Raw genomic sequence first — 15,398 nt, forward strand, 5'->3', positions numbered from 1 at the left:
TGGACAGGCCTTGAGCTGATGGTGGCGTTAGGCACAGGAGCAGCGGCTCTATAGGAGTAGCACAAGTTGGCCTCAAGTCCCTGGCAGATCGATTTGTGCGTCGAGCAGTGCCATAAAGGCTTTTGCCGCATTCGATAGCGTCCGTTCGGTGTGCAGGATATAGCCTAGCTGGCGAGTGAGCTGTATGCCCGGTAAAGCGATGCTCGCCACCTGCTCATCGAGCATGGTGCGCGGCAAAACGCTCCAGGCCAGGCCAATCGAGACCATCATCTTGATGGTTTCCAGGTAGTTGGTGCTCATGGCGATGTTCGGCGTCAGGCCCTGAGCCTCGAATAACCGTTGGACAATATGGTGGGTAAAGGTGTTGCCACCGGGGAAAACCGCCGGATGACCGGCAATGTCCGCCAGGCTGACGGCGCCGTTATTGATCAGCGAATGCTCCGGGGCGACCACAAAGTCCAGCGGGTCGTCCCACACCGGCGTGGCTTTGACCAGTGCGTGCGGCTCCGGCGCGAGGGTGATGACCGCCAGTTCGGCGCGGCCATGGAGAATTTCCTCGTAGGCCACTTCCGAATCGAGGAACTGAATATCCAGCGCCACCTGTGGGTAACGGCGGGTGAATTCCCTCAATAGAGGCGGCAAACGGTGCAAACCGATGTGGTGACTGGTGGCGAGGGTCAGGCGACCGCTGACTTCGCCGGTCAGGTTAGTCAGCGCGCGGCGGGTGTCATCCAGCACGTTGAGAATCTGATAAGCCCGGGGCAGCAGGGCGCGGCCGGCCTCGGTCAGGCCGACTTCACGGCCCAGCCGATCAAACAGGCGCACCTTCAATTGCTGCTCCAGCCCGGCGATGCGTTTGCTGATCGCCGGCTGCGTCAGGTGCAGGCGTTCGCCGGCGCCGGAGAAGCTGCCGGTCTCGGCAATTGCGATAAAAGCGTTGAGGTTGGCCAGATCCATGTTCGTATTCCAGTTGGTTATCCAAAGCATAAAAAATATGAATTTGAGTTATTTAATCTAACCCCATAGGATCGGCCTCACAAGCCAAAGGGTTATTGATAAGCCCAGGGCATAGAAACAAGCTGATGAGGAACCGTCTGATGGCCGGCAAAACGCTCTACGACAAGCTCTGGGATTCGCATTTGGTCAAGCAGCGCGACGATGGCTCGGCGCTGATCTATATCGATCGTCACATCATTCACGAAGTGACCTCGCCGCAAGCCTTCGAAGGCCTGCGTCTGGCCGGGCGCAAGCCTTGGCGCATCGATGCCAACATCGCGACCCCGGACCACAACGTACCGACGACCCCGGAGCGCAAGGGCGGCATCGAAGCCATTGCCGATCAGGTCTCGCGCTTGCAGGTTCAGACCCTTGATGACAACTGTGATGAATACGGCATCGTCGAGTTCAAGATGAACGACGTCCGCCAAGGCATCGTCCACGTCATCAGCCCGGAGCAGGGTGCAACCATGCCGGGCATGACCGTGGTCTGCGGCGACTCGCACACCTCGACCCACGGCGCATTCGGCGCTCTGGCGCACGGTATCGGCACTTCCGAGGTCGAGCACGTGCTCGCCACCCAGTGCCTCGTTGCGAAGAAAATGAAGAACATGCTGGTGCGCGTTGAAGGGCAATTGCCGTTCGGCGTGACCGCCAAGGACATCGTCCTCGCAGTGATCGGCAAGATCGGCACCGCCGGCGGTAACGGCCATGCCATCGAATTCGCTGGCAGCGCGATCCGCGATTTGTCCGTTGAAGGCCGCATGACCATCTGCAACATGTCTATCGAAGCCGGCGCCCGCGTCGGTCTGGTGGCTGCGGATCAGAAGACGGTCGACTACGTGAAGGGTCGTCCGTTTGCACCGAAAGGCGCCGAATGGGACATGGCCGTCGAAGCCTGGAAAGACCTGGTCTCCGACGCCGATGCCAAATTCGACACCGTGGTTGAACTCGACGCCGCGCAGATCAAGCCGCAAGTCAGCTGGGGCACTTCGCCTGAGATGGTTTTGGCCGTTGATCAGAACGTGCCGGATCCGGCCAAAGAGATGGATCTGGTCAAACGCGACTCGATCGTCCGCGCCTTGAAATACATGGGTTTGACCGCCAATCAGGCGATCACCGACATTCAGCTGGATCGTGTATTCATCGGTTCCTGCACCAACTCGCGGATTGAAGACTTGCGCGCTGCGGCGGTGATCGCCAAGGGGCGCAAAGTCGCTTCGACCATCAAGCAAGCGATCGTGGTGCCGGGCTCGGGTCTGGTCAAGGCTCAGGCAGAAGCCGAAGGTCTCGACAAGATTTTCCTCGAAGCCGGTTTCGAATGGCGTGAGCCGGGTTGCTCGATGTGCCTGGCGATGAACCCGGACCGTTTGGAGTCCGGCGAGCATTGCGCCTCGACCTCCAACCGTAACTTCGAAGGCCGTCAGGGCGCCGGTGGCCGTACCCACCTCGTCAGCCCGGCCATGGCGGCTGCGGCAGCGGTGAACGGTCGTTTCATCGACGTTCGTGAATTGATTTAAAGGAGCGCAGCATGAAAGCTTTTACCCAGCACACTGGTCTTGTCGCGCCTTTGGATCGTGCCAACGTCGACACTGACCAAATCATTCCGAAACAGTTTTTGAAGTCGATCAAGCGCACCGGTTTCGGCCCGAACCTGTTTGACGAGTGGCGTTACCTCGATGTCGGCCAGCCGTATCAGGACAACTCCAAACGTCCGCTGAACAAGGACTTCGTCCTCAACGCCGAGCGTTACCAAGGCGCCAGCGTGTTGCTGGCCCGCGAGAACTTCGGTTGCGGCTCCAGCCGTGAACACGCGCCGTGGGCCCTGGAAGAATACGGTTTCCGCAGCATCATCGCGCCGAGCTACGCCGATATCTTCTTCAACAACAGCTTCAAGAACGGCTTGTTGCCGATCATCTTGAGCGACGCTGAAGTCGATGAATTGTTTAAGCAGGTTGAGGCTGAGCCGGGTTATCAATTGCAGGTCGATCTGCAGGCGCAGACCGTCACCCGTCCGGATGGCAAGGTGTACAGCTTTGAGATTGATGCGTTCCGTAAGCACTGCCTGTTGAATGGTCTGGACGATATTGGTCTGACCTTGCAGGACGGTGATGCAATTGCGACGTTTGAGGCCAAGCACCGTGTGAGCCAGCCGTGGTTGTTTCGCGACGCATAATTTGCGTATGGCGAATGGCGCCATCGCGAGCAGGCTCACTCCTACATTTGAAATGCGTTCCCCTGTAGGAGTGAGCCTGCTCGCGATGAGGCCCTCAAAAGCACCACAAGACTCACCCTAAAAAGGAAGTCCCCAATGACCAGCACCGCCCAGCACACCCAGGTCGTACAAAAGCAATTCGGTGAACAGGCCGCTGCCTACCTGAGCAGCGCCGTTCACGCTCAAGGCACCGAATTCGCACTGCTACAGGCTGAGCTGGCCGGGCAGGGCGAGGCCCGGGTGCTGGACTTGGGTTGCGGCGCCGGTCACGTCAGTTTTCACATCGCGCCGCTGGTCAGGGAAGTGGTCGCCTACGACCTGTCGCAGCAGATGCTTGATGTGGTCGCCGCCGCGGCCGTTGATCGCGGTTTCACCAACATTGCCACGGTCAACGGCGCCGCCGAGCGTCTGCCGTTTGCCGATGGCGAGTTCGACTTCGTGTTCAGCCGTTATTCGGCGCATCACTGGAGCGATCTCGGCGTGGCCCTGCGCGAGGTGCGTCGGGTGCTGAAGCCGGGCGGTGTGGCGGCGTTCGTTGATGTGTTGTCACCGGGCAGTCCGTTGTTCGACACTTACCTGCAAAGCGTCGAAGTGCTGCGCGACACCAGCCACGTGCGCGATTATTCAGGCGCCGAGTGGCTGCGTCAGGTCAGCGAGGCTGGTTTGCATGTACGCCGCACCACGCGTCAGCGTCTGCGTCTGGAGTACACCAGTTGGGTTGAGCGCATGCGCACGCCGCAAGTGATGCGCGCAGCGATCCGCCAGTTGCAGCAGTCGATGGGCAACGAAGTGCGCGAATATTTTGAGATTGATGCCGATGGTTCGTTCAGTACAGATGTCATCGTGCTGATGGCCGAGCGATAAGAATTTTTCCGGGCGTGCCGGTAAAGGCGCACCGACTGAAGACACGAGGAAAGCATGAGCAAGCAGATTCTGATTCTCCCAGGTGACGGTATTGGTCCGGAAATCATGGCCGAAGCGGTCAAGGTGCTGGAACTGGCCAACGACAAATACAGCCTGGGCTTCGAGCTGAGCCATGACGTGATCGGTGGCGCCGCCATCGACAAGCACGGCGTGCCGCTGGCCGACGAAACCCTCGACCGCGCTCGTGCTGCCGACGCTGTGCTGTTGGGCGCCGTTGGCGGCCCGAAATGGGACACCATCGAACGTGACATCCGCCCTGAGCGCGGCTTGCTGAAAATTCGTGCGCAACTGGGTCTGTTCGGCAACCTGCGTCCGGCGATCCTGTACCCGCAACTGGCCGATGCTTCGAGCCTGAAGCCGGAAATCGTTGCCGGTCTGGACATCCTCATCGTTCGTGAGCTGACCGGTGGCATCTACTTCGGCGCGCCACGCGGCACCCGTACTCTGGAAAACGGCGAGCGTCAGTCCTACGACACGCTGCCGTACAGCGAAAGCGAAATCCGCCGCATCGCCCGTGTCGGTTTCGACATGGCCATGGTTCGCGGCAAGAAGCTCTGCTCGGTGGACAAGGCCAACGTGCTGGCCTCCAGCCAACTGTGGCGTGAAGTGGTCGAGCAAGTGGCCAAGGATTACCCGGAAGTCGAACTGAGCCACATGTACGTCGACAACGCCGCCATGCAACTGGTGCGCGCACCGAAGCAGTTCGACGTGATCGTCACCGACAATATGTTCGGCGACATCCTGTCCGACGAAGCGTCGATGCTCACCGGTTCCATCGGCATGCTGCCGTCGGCCTCGCTGGATTCCAACAACAAGGGCATGTACGAGCCTTGCCACGGTTCCGCTCCGGACATCGCCGGTAAAGGCATTGCCAACCCGTTGGCGACCATTCTGTCGGTGTCGATGATGTTGCGTTACAGCTTCAATCTGCATGACGCGGCCGATGCCATCGAGAAAGCCGTGAGCGTGGTGCTGGATCAAGGCCTGCGCACTGGCGACATCTATTCGGCCGGTTGCACCAAAGTCGGTACGCAGGAAATGGGCGACGCAGTAGTCGCCGCGCTGCGGAATCTGTAATCTCTCGGGCCCGCTGCGAAATTCAATACAAAGCAGCGGCCCACTTTTCAAGAAGGTGTAGTTGCGATGAAACGTGTAGGTCTGATCGGTTGGCGCGGGATGGTCGGTTCCGTGCTCATGCAGCGGATGCTGGAAGAGCAGGATTTCGATCTAATCGAGCCGGTGTTTTTCACCACGTCCAACGTCGGTGGCCAAGGCCCGTCCGTGGGCAAGGACATTGCTCCGCTCAAGGATGCTTACAGCATTGATGAGCTGAAGACCCTCGACGTGATTCTGACCTGCCAGGGCGGCGACTACACCAGCGAAGTGTTCCCGAAGCTGCGCGAAGCCGGCTGGCAGGGTTACTGGATCGACGCGGCCTCGAGCCTGCGCATGAACGATGACGCGGTGATCATTCTTGATCCGGTCAACCGCAAGGTCATCGACCAGCAACTTGACGCGGGCACCAAGAACTACATCGGCGGCAACTGCACCGTCAGCTTGATGCTGATGGGCCTGGGTGGTCTGTTCGAGGCCGGTCTGGTCGAGTGGATGAGCGCCATGACCTATCAGGCGGCCTCCGGTGCCGGCGCGCAGAACATGCGTGAACTGATCAAGCAAATGGGCGCGACCCACGCCGCGGTCGCCGATCAACTGGCCGATCCGGCCAGCGCGATCCTCGACATCGACCGCCGTGTGGCCGACGCCATGCGCAGCGAAGCGTACCCGACCGAAAACTTCGGCGTACCTTTGGCCGGCAGCCTGATCCCGTGGATCGACAAGGAACTGCCGAACGGCCAGAGCCGCGAAGAGTGGAAAGCTCAGGCCGAGACCAACAAGATCCTCGGTCGCTTCAAGAGCCCGATCCCGGTCGACGGCATCTGCGTGCGCATCGGCGCCATGCGTTGCCACAGCCAGGCGCTGACCATCAAGCTGAACAAAGACGTGCCGATCGCCGACATCGAAGGGCTGATCAGCCAGCACAACCCTTGGGTCAAACTGGTGCCGAACCAGCGCGAAATCAGCATGCAGGAGCTGAGCCCGACCAAGGTCACCGGCACCCTGAATGTTCCGGTGGGTCGTCTGCGCAAGCTGAACATGGGTTCGCAATTCGTCGGTGCCTTCACCGTCGGCGACCAACTGCTGTGGGGCGCGGCCGAACCGCTGCGTCGCATGCTGCGGATTTTGCTTGAGCGTTGATCGTTTGAAGCAATGAAAGAACCCGTGCCTTGTGAGAGGTGCGGGTTTTTTTATGCTTTGGATTTCTCGGTTGCCTGGTCTGGCCCCTTCGCGAGCAGGCTCGCTCCCACAGGGGGAATGCATTTCAAATGTGGGAGCGAGCCTGCTCGCGAAGAGGCCGGTACAGCCGCCGCAAATGTAGGGCAGAAATTGCCTGTGCGCCAGTCACCCGGTAAAGTGCCGCTCCCCCCGTTTCGCCAGAGGCTCGCACCATGACCCAGACCCTAGATATTGCCGTGATTGGCGCCACCGGTACTGTCGGCGAAACCCTCGTACAGATTCTCGAAGAACGCGACTTCCCGGTCGGCAACCTGCATCTGCTGGCCAGCAGCGAATCTGCCGGCAGCTCGGTGCTGTTCCGCAACAAGAACGTGCGCGTTCGCGAAGTCGACGAGTTCGATTTCAGCAAGGTCAAACTGGTGTTCTTCGCTGCTGGCCCGGCGATCACTTTGAGCTACGCTGCGCGCGCTCATGCCGCCGGTTGCTCGCTGATCGACCTGTCCGGCGCCTTGCCGGCCGATCAGGCGCCGCAAGTGGTGCCGGAAGCCAATGCCAAAGTGCTCGCCGCTTTGAAAGCACCGTTCCAGGTCAGCAGCCCAAGTCCGTCGGCTACTTCGCTGGCCGTGGTATTGGCGCCGCTGCTCGATCTCATTGACCTGCAATATGTCAACGTCACCGCCAATCTGGCTGTTTCCGCGCAGGGTCGTGAAGCTGTGACCGAGCTGGCGCGGCAGACCGCCGAGCTGTTGAACATGCGCCCATTGGAGCCGACTTTCTTCGACCGGCAGATGGCCTTCAACCTGCTGGCCCAGGTCGGCACGCCTGACGCGCAGGGCCACACGCTGCTGGAAAAATGCCTGGTGCGCGAGTTGCGTCAGGTGCTGGCCAAGCCTTTATTAAAGATTTCCGCAACTTGCGTTCAAGCCCCGGTGTTTTTTGGCGATAGCTTTAGCGTGACCTTGCAGTCAACGTCGGCTGTCGACCTGGCAAAAGTCAACGCTGCACTCGAAGATGCGCCGGGTATCGAGTTGGTCGAGGCCGGCGATTATCCGACAGCGGTCGGTGACGCGGTGGGGCAGGACGTTGTCTATGTCGGTCGCGTGCGCAGCGGTGTCGACGACCCGGCGGAACTAAATCTGTGGCTGACGTCAGATAACGTACGCAAAGGCGCGGCCCTGAACGCTGTGCAGGTGGCTGAGTTGTTGATAAAAGACCTGCTGTAAAAGATACTTGGCAACAATTTGTCGACTGATTCTAGGTGAGCGCTATGCTTGCCCAGATTGCTTGATAACGTGTCACCCTCCGGGACATTCCGGGGCATCAAAGAAATGATCGCGCGCGACATCTGTCGTCGTCGCGCGCAATGCCTTACGGCAGCGGTATTCAACATCTTCTCGCTGGCCGAGGAACGTTCAAACAAAGGATGAGGCTATGGTTCAAGTTCGCAAACTGGTGTTAGCAATAGCGGCCGCCTCGGCGCTGTCCTCCGGTATGGCGCATGCCCTCGGGCTCGGGGAGCTGACCCTGAAGTCGACCCTGAACCAGCCGCTGGTGGCTGAAATCGAGCTGCTCGACGTCAAGGATCTCACCGCTGCCGAAGTGGTGCCGAGCCTGGCTTCCCCTGAAGATTTCACCAAGGCCGGCGTCGATCGTCAGGCCTTCCTCAATGACCTGACCTTCACTCCGGTACTCAACGCCAGTGGCAAAAGCGTGCTGCGCGTAACGTCGAGCAAGCCGCTGTCGGAGCCGATGGTCAAATTCCTCGTGCAGGTGATGTGGCCGAACGGCCGTTTGCTGCGCGATTACAGTGTGCTGCTGGATCCATCGAAGTTCTCGCCAGAGACCGCTGACGCCGCCGCACAACCGGCGCCGTCGCAGACCATCACCGCACCGACCACTGGCGCCACGCACCCGACGCAATACACCACCACGCCGCGCGATACCCTCTGGGAAATCGCCGCGAAGGCGCGCAACGGTGGTTCGGTGCAGCAGACCATGCTGGCGATTCAAGCGTTGAACCCTGATGCGTTCATCGGCGGCAACATCAACCGTTTGAAAACTGGCCAGGTATTGCGCCTGCCGGATGCGGTGCAGAGCACGGCGTTGCCACAGTCCAAGGCCATTGCCGAAGTCGCGGCGCAGAACGAGGCCTGGCGCTCGGGCCGTCGTTACGTGGCGAAGCCGGGCACCGGTCAGCAGCAACTCGATGCGACCAACCGTGGTCGTGGCAATACCGGTGCAGCACAGAATGCCCAGGACAATCTGAGTCTGGTCTCCGCTGAAAGCGCCAAGGCGCGCGGTAAAGGCCCGGCGGGTGACGCCAAGGCGCTGAGTAACAAGCTTGCGGTCACTCAGGAAAGCCTCGACACGACCCGTCGTGATAACGAGGAACTGAAAAGCCGCATGTCCGATCTGCAAAGCCAGATGGACAAGCTGCAAAAACTGATCGAGCTGAAAAACAATCAACTGGCGAAACTGCAGGCTGAAGGGGCGGGCGCTGCGCCAGCCGCCGACGCTGCTGCACCAGCGGTGCCTGCAATCACGGCTGAACTGGCCGCCACGCCGCCAGCCACTCCGGCAGAAGCGGCGCCGACGCCAGAGTCGGCGATTGCGCCGCCGGCTGAAACACCAGTCGTCGAGCCAGTGGTCGCGCCGAAGCAGCCTGTCGATGAAGAGAAAACCTTCAATGAGCTGCTGACCAACCCGATTCTGCTGGGGCTTGTCGGTGGTGGTGCGGTGGTTCTGCTGCTCCTGCTGTTGCTGCTGGCACGTCGCCGCAAAGCTCAGCAGGAAGCCGAGAAACATCTGCGCATGGCCCGCGCCCTGTCGGAAGAGCAAGAGTTCTCCGCCGAGCAGGATCTGCCGGAAAGCAGCTTCGAAGGTCTGGAAACCCCGGCGGCGAGCGTCAAGCTCAACACCCCGGCGCCTGCTCCTGCTCCAGTCGTGGCTCCGGTAGTGGCGCCGATCGTGATGGCTGAGCCGATCGCCGCGCCGCTGGTGGCACCGGCCGCCGAACGTTCCGATGACGTGCTCGACAAGGCGCAATCGCACATCAACGCCGGTCGCCTGAATCAGGCTGCCGCGTTGCTGGAAGAAGGCGTCAGCCTGGAGCCGCAGCGCAGTGATCTGCGTCTGAAGCTGATGGAAGTCTACGGTCAGCAGGGCGATCGCGATGCGTTCGTCGGTCAAGAGCGTCAGCTGGTGGCCAATGGCGACAACTTCGCCAAGGTCGAAGAGCTGAAAAGCCGCTTCCCGGCCATGGCCGTGGTCGCGGCTTCGGGTCTGGCCGCTGCTGCGGTGGCCGCCGAGCTGGACGCGCAATACGTCAAGGATCTGCTGCTGGACGAGCCAGAAGCACCTGCGCCAGCGCCGGCTGAAGATGACCTGGACAGCGCGTTTGATCTGAGCCTGGACGATCTCGATAACATCACCCCGGTAGAGCCTGCGCCCGTGGTTGAGCCGGAAGCGCCGGTCGAGCTGGACGAATTCCCGTCCGACGATGACCTGAGCTTCGAATCGGTGCTGCAACAGCAGACCGATATCAAAGAGAATCTGGATGACCTGTCGGACTTCGACCTTGATCTGGACCTCGGTGCCGAGCCGGCGGCTCCGGCAGTTGACCTGGCGGACGATGACTTCCTGCTGGATCTGGACGAAGGCGTGAAGGATCTGCCGCCGGTCGAGGCACCGGTGGTGGCTGACGTGCCACAGGATGATCTGGAGCTGCCGGCCGACTTCGATCTGTCGCTGGCCGACGAAATGGACAGCAATCCTGCGGCCGAACCTGATGCGTTCGCTACCGAACTGGATGATGTCAACGCCGAGCTGGATCGCCTGTCGCAAAGCCTGGCCGAGCCGACCTTCACCGAAGCCGATGCCATGAAGGGTGATGATCTTGGCGAAGACGATTTCGACTTCCTCGCCGGCACCGATGAAGCGGCGACCAAGCTTGATCTGGCTCAGGCCTACATCGACATGGGCGACAGTGACGGTGCGCGCGACATCCTCAACGAAGTGTTGACCGAGGGTGACGAGAAACAGCGTGGCGAGGCCAAGGACATGCTTTCGAGTTTGTAGTAAGTCCAGCGGTAAACGAAAGCGGCAGCCCATTGAGGCTGCCGTTTTTGTTTGGGCCGGATTCAGTGGTGTCTGAAGGATTGCTATCGCGAGCAGGCTCACTCCTACATTTGGAATGTGTTCCCCTGTAGGAGTGAGCCTGCTCGCGATAGGGCCAGAACTGCCAATAGAGAGTTCTGGCATCCCTGAACCACAGCCTTATAATGCCCGCCTTTGCACAAACAGCAGGCTGTCCCACATTGGCAAACATAGATAACCCGGTCGCCGAAATGGCCCCCGACGGCTTTTACCGCGTCGCGCTGGGCGTTGAGTACAAAGGCTCGCGCTACAGCGGCTGGCAGCGTCAATTGACAGGTGTGGCGACGGTCCAGGAAGAACTCGAAAAAGCCCTGTCGAAAGTCGCCAATTCGCCGGTTTCGCTGCAGTGCGCCGGGCGCACCGACGCCGGCGTGCATGCCTGCGGACAAGTGGTGCATTTCGATACGACGGTCGATCGTTCGCTGAAGGCCTGGGTCATGGGCGCCAATATCAATCTGCCGCATGACATCAGCGTCAGTTGGGCGCGGGTGATGCCGGCGCATTTTCACGCGCGGTTCAAAGCCATCGCGCGGCGTTATCGCTATGTGATCTACAACGATCAGATCCGCCCGGCGCATCTCAACGAAGAAATCACCTGGAACCACCGCCCGCTGGACGTCGAGCGCATGGCCGAGGCTGCACAGTACTTGATCGGCACTCACGATTTCAGTGCTTTTCGCGCCGGCCAGTGCCAGGCCAAGTCGCCGATCAAGAAGATGCATCATCTGCGCGTGACCCGGCACGGCAAGATGATCGTGCTCGACATCCGCGCCAATGCGTTCCTGCATCACATGGTGCGCAATATCGCTGGCGTGCTGATGACCATCGGTGCCGGCGAGCGCCCGGTGGAGTGGATGAAGGAAGTGCTGGAAAGCCGCGAGCGCCGTTCCGGCGGTGTCACGGCGCATCCGTACGGCTTGTATCTGGTGCAGGTCGAGTACCACGATGAATTCCCGTTGCCCGAGCGTTTTATCGGGCCACATTTCCTTACGGGTTTCTCCGAACTTGACGGCTGACGCCCTCGAACGCTTTTGTTACCATCCGGGACTTTCCCGGATTTTGCCTCGGAGTTTTTCTCGAAATGTCAGCCGTTCGCAGCAAGATCTGCGGGATTACCCGCATAGAAGATGCGCTGGCCGCCGTTGAGGCCGGGGCGGATGCGATCGGGTTTGTGTTCTACGCAAAGAGTCCACGTGCTGTCACCGTGCAGCAGGCGCGGGCGATTATTCAGGCATTGCCGCCGTTCGTAACCACCGTGGGCCTGTTCGTCAACGCCAGTCGCTGCGAGTTGGGGGAAATCCTCGATGCAGTGCCGCTGGATCTGTTGCAGTTCCATGGCGATGAAGTCGCTGAAGATTGTGAAGGCTGGCATCGTCCGTACATCAAGGCGTTGCGGGTCAAGGCCGGCGATGACATTGCGGCAGCGGTTGATGCCTACCCGAGTGCCAGCGGCGTGCTGCTCGACACTTATGTCGAAGGTGTGCCCGGCGGAACCGGTGAGGCGTTCGACTGGTCATTGATTCCGCAGGTTTTGAGCAAACCGTTGATTCTCGCGGGTGGTTTGACGCCGGAGAACGTCGCAGATGCCGTGGCTCGGGTAAAACCCTATGCGGTAGACGTCAGTGGTGGAGTAGAGGCAAGCAAGGGTATCAAGGATCACGCAAAGGTTCGGGCGTTCATCGACGCTGTACGCAAAGCGCCATATTGATGTGACGGCTGGCAGTCTGCCGCCGTCCATCAATGCACTTGCACAAAGCAGGCGCGGCTGAGGGTTTCTGGATCGCACGCAGGTCATGTTTCGCGCTGACCGTGGCTGTCCATCAACCATCGCCACACACATGAATTTAGCTGAAGGGCATACGCGGGGCTGCGAACCAGAGCGTTCGGGCCGCCGGTACTGGAGAAAGAAAGCATGAGCAACTGGTTAGTAGACAAACTGATCCCTTCGATCATGCGTTCCGAGGTCAAGAAGAGCTCGGTCCCTGAAGGTCTGTGGCACAAATGCCCGTCTTGCGAGGCGGTGCTGTATCGTCCGGAGCTGGAAAAGACCCTGGACGTTTGCCCTAAATGCAACCACCACATGCGCATCGGCGCACGTGCACGCATCGACATCTTCCTCGATGCTGAAGGTCGCAACGAACTGGGCGCCGATCTGGAGCCGGTTGACCGTCTGAAATTCCGCGACGGCAAGAAGTACAAGGATCGCCTGACCGCTGCACAGAAGCAGACCGGCGAAAAAGACGCGCTGATCTCCGTCAGCGGCACCTTGCTGGGCATGCCGGTGGTGGTTTCGGCGTTTGAATTCAGCTTCATGGGCGGTTCCATGGGCGCCATCGTCGGTGAGCGCTTCGTACGCGCGGCCAACTACGCCCTGGAAAACCGCTGCCCGATGATCTGCTTCGCCGCTTCCGGCGGTGCGCGCATGCAGGAAGCGCTGATCTCGTTGATGCAGATGGCCAAGACCTCGGCAGTGCTGGCACGCCTGCGTGAAGAAGGCATTCCATTCATCTCCGTACTGACCGATCCGGTCTACGGCGGTGTTTCCGCGAGTCTGGCGATGCTCGGCGACGTCATCGTCGGTGAGCCGAAAGCCCTGATCGGCTTCGCCGGTCCGCGTGTTATCGAGCAAACCGTGCGTGAAAAGCTGCCGGAAGGCTTCCAGCGCAGCGAATTCCTGCTGGAACACGGTGCAATCGACATGATCATCCACCGTCAGGAACTGCGCCCGCGTCTGGGTAACCTGCTGGCACAAATGACTGGCAAGCCGACGCCGAAATTCGTCGCCGCGCCAATCGAGCCGATTGTGGTTCCACCGGTACCTGCTGGCCTATGACCGAGCGCACCCTTGGCGAATGGCTCGCCTACCTTGAGCAGTTGCATCCGTCGGCCATCGACATGGGCCTGGAACGTTCGCAACAGGTAGCGTCCCGCATGGGGCTGGGCCAGCCGGCGCCTCGGGTGATCACGGTCACCGGCACCAACGGCAAGGGTTCGACCTGCGCTTTCGTGGCTTCATTGCTGCGGGCGCAGGGCCTGAGCGTTGGTGTCTACAATTCTCCGCACCTGCTGCGTTACAACGAGCGGGTGCAGCTCAATGGCCTCGAAGCCACTGACGCGCAGCTGTGCGAAGCCTTTGCAGCAGTCGAGGCCGGGCGCGGCGACACTTCCCTGACTTACTTCGAAATGGGCACCCTCGCGGCGTTCTGGCTGTTTCAGCAGTCCGGGCTTGATGCGGTGGTGCTGGAAGTCGGTCTGGGTGGGCGTCTGGACACGGTTAACGTGGTCGATGCCGATATTGCGCTGGTCACCAGCATCGGCGTCGATCACGCCGATTATCTGGGCGACACCCGCGAATCCGTGGCTTTCGAGAAAGCCGGAATTTTCCGTCAGGGCAAACCTGCCTTGTGCGGCGATCTGAATCCTCCGCAACCGTTGCTCGACAAGGCGCGTGAACTGGCCTGTCCGTTCTTCCTGCGTGGGCGTGACTTCGATCTCGGCATCACTGATCAGCACTGGCAGTGGCGCGGTACCGATGCGCAAGGGCAGGCTGTCGAATTGCGTGATTTGCCGCTGCTCGATCTGCCGATGGAAAACGCCGCGTTGGCGTTGCAGGCGTACTTGCTGCTCGGTTTGCCGTGGAATGCGCAGCAGATTGTGGCGGCGTTGCAGGCGACTCGTGTGGTCGGTCGACTGGATCGCCGCTCGTTCGAGTGGAACGGCAAGCGTCTGAACCTGTTGCTGGATGTCGGGCATAACCCGCATGCCGCCGAGTATCTGGCCCGTCGTCTGGCCTCGCGCCCACCGGTCGGCAAGCGTCTGGCGGTATTTGGTTTGCTGTCGGACAAGGATCTGGATGGTGTTGTCAGCGAATTGAATGCTAGTGTCCAGCACTGGGCTGTGGCGCCGCTGGATTCACCGCGCGCGCGCCCTGTGGCTGAGTTGCACGCGGCATTGCAGAACCTTGGTGCCGCTGTCACGTCTTATGACAGTGTCGCGGCCGCACTGGAAGGGCAGTGCGCAGTAGCTACCAGCGACGACGAGATTCTGTTGTTCGGATCATTTTATTGTGTCGCCGAGGCCCTCGAATGGCTGTCCCGGCGCTCCACGGAGGAAGCGGCAAATGGCTTTGCTGGATAAAGCGTACAAGCAGCGCATGGTTGGCGCTTTGGTGCTGGTTGCGCTGGCGGTGATTTTCCTGCCGATGCTGTTTTCCCGTCAGGATGAGCAGCGTCAGGTGACGGTCGAGGCGCCTGCCGCTCCGCAAGCGCCTGTCGTGCCGCAAGTGCAAATGGAAACCGTGGCTGTTCCCGAGCCGCAAGCCTTGCCGCAAGAGCCAGTGCCAACGGATGAAGAGGTCGCCGAAGACACGGCGCCTGCTGCGCCCGTCGCACCGGCACCAACGGCTCCCATCATGATCACCAAGCCTGTTGCGCCGCCCGCGGTGGCCAAGCCGATTCCTGCGCCAGCCCAGCCGATTACCTCTGCATCGAGTAAGCCCGACACCACGCAAAGCCGCGTCGATGCCAACGGTCTGTCGGTGAGCTGGTCGGTGCAACTGGCCAGTCTGTCGAGTCGCGCCAGTGCCGAGAGTCTGCAGAAAACCCTGCGCAGCCAAGGCTATAACGCCTATATCCGTTCGGCCGATGGCAAAAATCGGGTGTTTGTCGGTCCGCTGATCGAGCGTGCCGAAGCCGATCGTCTGCGTGATCTGTTGGGTCGTCAGCAGAACCTCAAGGGTTTTGTTGTGCGCTTCCAGCCTGAGCGCGGTTAAAAACTATCGCCTCGATTGAAATGCACTGACAATCGCAGCTTA

13 protein-coding genes are annotated in these 15,398 nt (G+C 60.4%); 12 read left to right on the plus strand and 1 reads right to left on the minus strand.

Features of this window, described 5'->3' with window-relative positions; all coding sequences use genetic code 11:
- Positions 1-72 precede the first annotated feature (72 nt).
- Entirely contained in the window at positions 73-957 is an 885-nt protein-coding gene (locus QOM10_RS10070; protein ID WP_095124821.1) for a LysR family transcriptional regulator, read from the minus strand.
- A gap of 140 nt (positions 958-1,097) precedes the next feature.
- Between QOM10_RS10070 and leuC the strand changes: the two genes are divergently transcribed.
- The 12 genes from leuC to QOM10_RS10130 all read left to right on the plus strand — a co-directional run bounded on the left by leuC (position 1,098) and on the right by QOM10_RS10130 (position 15,356).
- Positions 1,098-2,516 carry a 3-isopropylmalate dehydratase large subunit gene (gene leuC, locus QOM10_RS10075; protein WP_316917960.1) on the plus strand — a complete coding sequence of 473 codons (1,419 nt, stop codon included), beginning with the start codon at positions 1,098-1,100 and terminating at the stop codon, positions 2,514-2,516.
- Between the two features lie 11 nt (positions 2,517-2,527).
- Positions 2,528-3,172 (plus strand): 3-isopropylmalate dehydratase small subunit, encoded by a 645-nt coding sequence (gene leuD / locus QOM10_RS10080; protein WP_007913445.1) that lies wholly within the window; start codon positions 2,528-2,530, stop codon positions 3,170-3,172.
- 135 nt (positions 3,173-3,307) lie between these two features.
- Positions 3,308-4,075, plus strand: a complete 768-nt coding sequence (locus QOM10_RS10085; RefSeq protein WP_150751566.1) for a class I SAM-dependent methyltransferase — start codon at positions 3,308-3,310, stop codon at positions 4,073-4,075.
- Positions 4,076-4,129: 54 nt separating this feature from the next.
- A complete protein-coding gene (gene leuB / locus QOM10_RS10090; RefSeq protein WP_003226430.1) occupies positions 4,130-5,212 on the plus strand; it encodes a 3-isopropylmalate dehydrogenase in 1,083 nt (360 codons plus the stop codon).
- Between the two features lie 66 nt (positions 5,213-5,278).
- Positions 5,279-6,391 carry an aspartate-semialdehyde dehydrogenase gene (gene asd, locus QOM10_RS10095; RefSeq protein WP_007913448.1) on the plus strand — a complete coding sequence of 371 codons (1,113 nt, stop codon included), beginning with the start codon at positions 5,279-5,281 and terminating at the stop codon, positions 6,389-6,391.
- Positions 6,392-6,642: 251 nt separating this feature from the next.
- Entirely contained in the window at positions 6,643-7,653 is a 1,011-nt protein-coding gene (locus QOM10_RS10100; protein ID WP_316917961.1) for an aspartate-semialdehyde dehydrogenase, read from the plus strand.
- Positions 7,654-7,861: 208 nt separating this feature from the next.
- Positions 7,862-10,507: a FimV/HubP family polar landmark protein gene (locus tag QOM10_RS10105; protein WP_316917962.1), complete on the plus strand. Its 2,646-nt coding sequence runs from the start codon at positions 7,862-7,864 to the stop codon at positions 10,505-10,507.
- A gap of 269 nt (positions 10,508-10,776) precedes the next feature.
- Positions 10,777-11,601 (plus strand): tRNA pseudouridine(38-40) synthase TruA, encoded by an 825-nt coding sequence (truA, locus tag QOM10_RS10110; RefSeq protein ID WP_034152768.1) that lies wholly within the window; start codon positions 10,777-10,779, stop codon positions 11,599-11,601.
- Between the two features lie 65 nt (positions 11,602-11,666).
- The gene (locus QOM10_RS10115; protein WP_127926581.1) at positions 11,667-12,293 is read left to right on the plus strand and encodes a phosphoribosylanthranilate isomerase; all 627 of its coding nucleotides are present in this window, start codon (positions 11,667-11,669) and stop codon (positions 12,291-12,293) included.
- A gap of 204 nt (positions 12,294-12,497) precedes the next feature.
- Complete coding sequence (gene accD, locus QOM10_RS10120; RefSeq protein ID WP_016984535.1) at positions 12,498-13,418, plus strand: acetyl-CoA carboxylase, carboxyltransferase subunit beta; 921 nt, start codon at positions 12,498-12,500, stop codon at positions 13,416-13,418.
- Positions 13,415-14,722, plus strand: a complete 1,308-nt coding sequence (gene folC / locus QOM10_RS10125) for a bifunctional tetrahydrofolate synthase/dihydrofolate synthase (RefSeq protein WP_127926582.1) — start codon at positions 13,415-13,417, stop codon at positions 14,720-14,722. The genes accD and folC overlap by 4 nt, the downstream gene beginning before the upstream one ends.
- Positions 14,706-15,356 (plus strand): SPOR domain-containing protein, encoded by a 651-nt coding sequence (locus tag QOM10_RS10130; RefSeq protein WP_127926583.1) that lies wholly within the window; start codon positions 14,706-14,708, stop codon positions 15,354-15,356. The genes folC and QOM10_RS10130 overlap by 17 nt, the downstream gene beginning before the upstream one ends.
- The last annotated feature ends 42 nt before the right edge of the window (positions 15,357-15,398 follow it).

Origin of the sequence: Pseudomonas sp. P108 (assembly GCF_032613195.1) — a bacterium.
GTDB lineage: Bacteria > Pseudomonadota > Gammaproteobacteria > Pseudomonadales > Pseudomonadaceae > Aquipseudomonas.